We start from the raw sequence: 4,555 nt of genomic DNA on the forward strand, positions 1-4,555 counted from the left end.
CCTAGAACCTAGAACCTAGAACCTAGAACCTAGAACCTAGGAATTGATGGATTTAATAATACTAACTCGGACTCGGATCACACCATGCCTAAATTGAATATGTTGTTTTTAAGCTGTGCAGCTGCATTGAGCTTACCTGTTGCCGCTGATGAGGTAAAACACTTCCAGTCTTTCGCAGGTTATACGGGGTTGATTAACACTCCTAATGCAGAAGTAATGGATTCTGGCGTGGTCGATGTTGGTTATAACAACCAACTTGACTTTCTTGGTCGAGAGTATATTGATGGCCATAACTTCATCCTTTCTGCCGGTTTGTTTTCAGGCCTTGAAGTTAGTGGCCAAGTTGCATCTAACTCTATCCATGATAATTTATTTTATTCTGAGGGCAGAGGCCAAACTCGTGATTTATCTTTTAATGCTAAATACCAAATACCTTACATACCAAAAGACTGGTTGAGTGTTGCTATTGGTATGAAGGATTTGGGTGGCGCGGCAAATAACTATAAAACAATTTATGCTGTTGCTTCAAAAGAGCTGTGGGATTTTAGATTTAGTGCAGGTGTTGGCTCAAGCGATCGTAAAACGGGCCAGATGGATGGGGCCTTTGCTGGTATTGAATGGCAACCGTTCAAGTGGTTTAGTGTACTCACTGAATACGACTCTGAGGCTGTTAATGCCGCTGCGCGACTAACTATTCCTAAAGAATGGTTATATGGTATTGGTGAAATCACCTTAACCAGCCGTTTTTATAGCAATACTGAATTATCTGAAGATACCAGTAATTATTGGGGTATCAACTTTACCTTACCACTAAGTGATGAGTTAGGTTACCAACAGCCAGTTAAAGCTGCACCGAATGTGCAAAATAATACTGCTAATGTACCTGTTGCGACTAAAAGTGCAGCATCTATAAACCCTGATGCTGTAAAAATACAAACGCCAAATGATTACACTTTACCTACAGTTAAGCCAGAAGCGCGCACTACTGCAAAGATTACAAATAATACAGAGCAACAAGCTGAATTAAGTCAGTTGAATTCTCAATCTGTTAACTTGAAGCTAGCATTGGTGGAAGATGGCTTTGAAAATGTTAGTGTTGCTTTTAACAATAATAATCAGTTGTTTGTTAAATTTGAAAACTCAATTTTTAACCGTAACGATATTGATGCATTAGGATTGGTATTAGGGCGTGTTGCTGAGTTAATAACACTAGAGGGTGTTGAATTTAGCGTGCAACTAAACAAATATGATTTAGCATTACTTAATGTTGTTGGTACCGTTGATAATTACAAAGAATATATTGTTAACAATATTTCGCCTGATTTATTAATTACCCAAGGGGCTGCTCTTGAGCCAAATGGTTTGGTTTGGGTAGGAACTACAGATGCTAGTTCGCCATATTTTAAACCACGTTTAACTATAGCGCCAACCATAAGTAATACCTATGCAACAGAGTTAGGTGTATTTGATTACTCAGCCGCCATTAGAGCCGATTTAGAGGTGCCTTTATGGCAAGGCGGCGGCATTATTTTAGGCGGCCAAGTAAATGTTGCTAATAGTGATGATTACGCTGAAAATAAGCCGTTTAAAAATTACCGTAAAGAAACCCAGTTTGATCGCGCTTTGTTCTATCAAACTTTTGAACTACCGTTTGGTTTTTACAACCAAACCCAAGTTGGCTATATCAAAGACTTTTATGACTACCGCGGTATTAGTAATGAAACAGCTTGGCTAAGTGATGCTGGTAGGCATAAAGTGAGCTTTAAATTTGGCTCTTTTCAGTATCAGGATTACCGCGGCAGCCGCAGTTACCAAATGTTTAATTATCAATATAATTGGGTAGAGCAAGATATTACTTTGCATGCCCAAGCTGGTGATTTTTGGTATGAAGATAGTGGTTACAAGCTAGAATCACGTTTTTGGTTTGGTGATAGCTACTTAGCTGTATTCTTTGAAGACTCAAGTGCGCAAAGAGCCGGTGCTGCGATAAGCATACCGTTATCACCGCGTAAAGATATGTCGGTTACTCGTTTTGGCCAAGTTAAAGGTAATGAGGCTTACCGCCATAATATTGGTACGCAAGTAGGTAAGTCGCGTAATCAATTGGTTTTTAACCAGTTATACGCACCAAGTTCAATAGTTGGCTTAGATAAAACATTCTTTAACCAAGGTCGCTTATCGAGTGATTATGTTTATAAACATTTACCAAGGTTAAAAGAAGTGTATTTAAAATATCGGTAACAAATTTTTATTAGACTAACTATTGTACAAATATGTAGTTAGTCTATATTATGTAACGAACTGATTAATTACTATAGAGCGATTAGCTCTATTTTTGACAAAAAGTAAAAAATGTTGTTTTTTTGCTCATTCTTGTTGCGTTATGGCTATACTTTCCTAAAGTAAACGCTAATATTGTAACGAGTATAAAAAACCTTAGTTTATTGATTGTTTATTATAAAGGAATAAAAGGACTCCCTATGTTTACTAACAAAAAATCGCTATTGGCATTGTCTGTAGCTTCTGCATTTGCTCTAACTGGTTGTTTTAGTGATGACGATGGTAATGATTACACACCACCTGGACCAGGACCTGATCCAGTAGTGGTTGTTCCACCTCAAACACCAGCTGAACTTAACTTCATAGTTAATGTATCTGTAGTTAATAGCGACTCAGATGCAATTGCAGATGCAACAGTAAGATTTGTGGAAAATGGCGCGCCATCAACTAACATTGTTGATGTAGATGGCAACGCGGTTCAGACTGCAACGACTACTGAAGATGGTGGCTTTATTGTTACTGTTAAGAGTGGCTCTGAGTTATCAAGTGTGACGGCAGTTGTTTCTGCTGAAGGCTTTATTACCAGATCTTTCAAAGTTGACTTATCTAACGAAGACGAACTATCTGTATTACCAGCACAGTTCCAATTGACCTCAACAAGTACTGCTGGCCTTGCAAGCGTTGTAAAAGCTTCTACTGATATTAGCGGTTCAACAACCACGGCTCCAATCATTGCTGATGCTGTAGTTTCAGGTGATTCAGGTGCTTCTTTAGCTACTGCAACCTTACCAACTGGTATTACGCTTCAAAATGCTGCAGGCGAAGCTGTAACTGGTGATTCAGTATCATTGAGTGTTGTAGGTACAGATCCTGCATCTTCAACTAAATCATCAGTGATCCCTGAAGGTCTAAATGCTGATAACACTAGCGCAAATGTTTTAGTGCCAGTTTCGGTTGCTGATGTAAACTTATTAGTGGGTGACACTAAAGTTAAGAAGTTTGCTGGTGACACATTAAAAGTAACACTAGCAGCACCTACAGATTTAGCTGCTGGCGAAACACTTACTGTTAAGTCGTTCGATGAAGAAACAGGCCTATGGTCTGCAGATGACTTTGCAGTTACACAAGGTGCAGGTACAGTAAGCTTTGAAACAGACCACTTAACGTGGTTCTCTGTTAACCGCAATGCTAACACTTGTACTGACGGTTTTTCTGTAAACGTTACTTCAGGTACTATTCCTGCAGGTGGGTTATTTGTACTAGCAGACTCATCAGATGCATATGCGTTTAACTTCATCCGTGGTGGTGCAACTTCAAAGACTGTTGTGCCAGCTGCGTTAGCAACGGCCTTCGGTGTATATGATGGCGCAACTGCTCGAGTTAGACTTTTTGACCGTGAAGGTGGAACATGGTTTGACTCACAAACAGAAGTTGGTGTTTGTGGCACTGTTGCTGTAACTCCTGTAGCACCATTTACTTTAGTTAATAAAGAATTAACTCTTACAGGTGCTTGTTCTAACGATGCTGATGTAGCGGTGAATGTTACTAATTCAACTGTTTCATTTAAACGTGCTGGCAAAGCTGCAAGAGCTGCAATTAAAGATGCGAATGGTAACTTCCAGTTAACTAACCTACGTGAAGGTGAAAACTACGATGTTACTGTTAACTTCCGTGGTTTACCTGTTGAAGGTGCGAACACATTTACAATTGAAGGTGCTAATGCTGACGCGTTAACTCAAGCATTCCAGTTTACATGTCCAACATCTACCGGTGGTACTGGTGGTACTGGCGGTAACGGTTAATTTTTGTTAGTTCCTATTAGGGATTAAGCCTAAAAGCCGCATTTATGCGGCTTTTTTTCGTTTTGGGTTACCTGATCAACGGGGTATGGGCAGCGGGCTTCGGGGCACGGGCTTCGGGCTGCAGGCCTAAAACCTAACACCTAACACCCACCTTTGACCTTTTCGCGGTGGCAAGCCACTCGCCTACACGTAATTAAACACCAGAATACAATTTAACACCGTAGGCGTTAAGCTTGCTGACGCGTATTCATTAACACCTTTATGAATAAATCAATTAAAATCTTTCGCGGCTAAAGCCGGCTCCTACGATAAATTTACCCACTGTAGGAAATGGCTTTAGCCATGAGTTTTATAAACCGCGCGGCATAAAGCCCCGCCTACTCTTAACCCTAACACTGTGCTTGGTTTAATCTCTACCTAACATCTAAAACCTAAAACCTAAAACCTAAAACCTAAAACCTAAAACCTAAAAC

2 protein-coding genes are annotated in these 4,555 nt (G+C 39.9%); both read left to right on the top strand.

Annotation, left to right across the window (positions count from 1 at the left end; translation table 11 throughout):
- Positions 1–84: 84 nt before the first annotated feature.
- On the top strand, positions 85–2,241 hold the full coding sequence (locus H5163_RS20885) for a YjbH domain-containing protein (protein ID WP_182735876.1): 2,157 nt from the start codon (positions 85–87) through the stop codon (positions 2,239–2,241).
- A 239-nt stretch (positions 2,242–2,480) separates the two neighbouring features.
- The gene (locus H5163_RS20890) at positions 2,481–4,082 is read left to right on the top strand and encodes a hypothetical protein (RefSeq protein WP_182735877.1); all 1,602 of its coding nucleotides are present in this window, start codon (positions 2,481–2,483) and stop codon (positions 4,080–4,082) included.
- The last annotated feature ends 473 nt before the right edge of the window (positions 4,083–4,555 follow it).

The organism is Pseudoalteromonas sp. SG44-8 (genome assembly GCF_014164125.1).
Classification (GTDB): Bacteria; Pseudomonadota; Gammaproteobacteria; order Enterobacterales; family Alteromonadaceae; genus Pseudoalteromonas; species Pseudoalteromonas rhizosphaerae.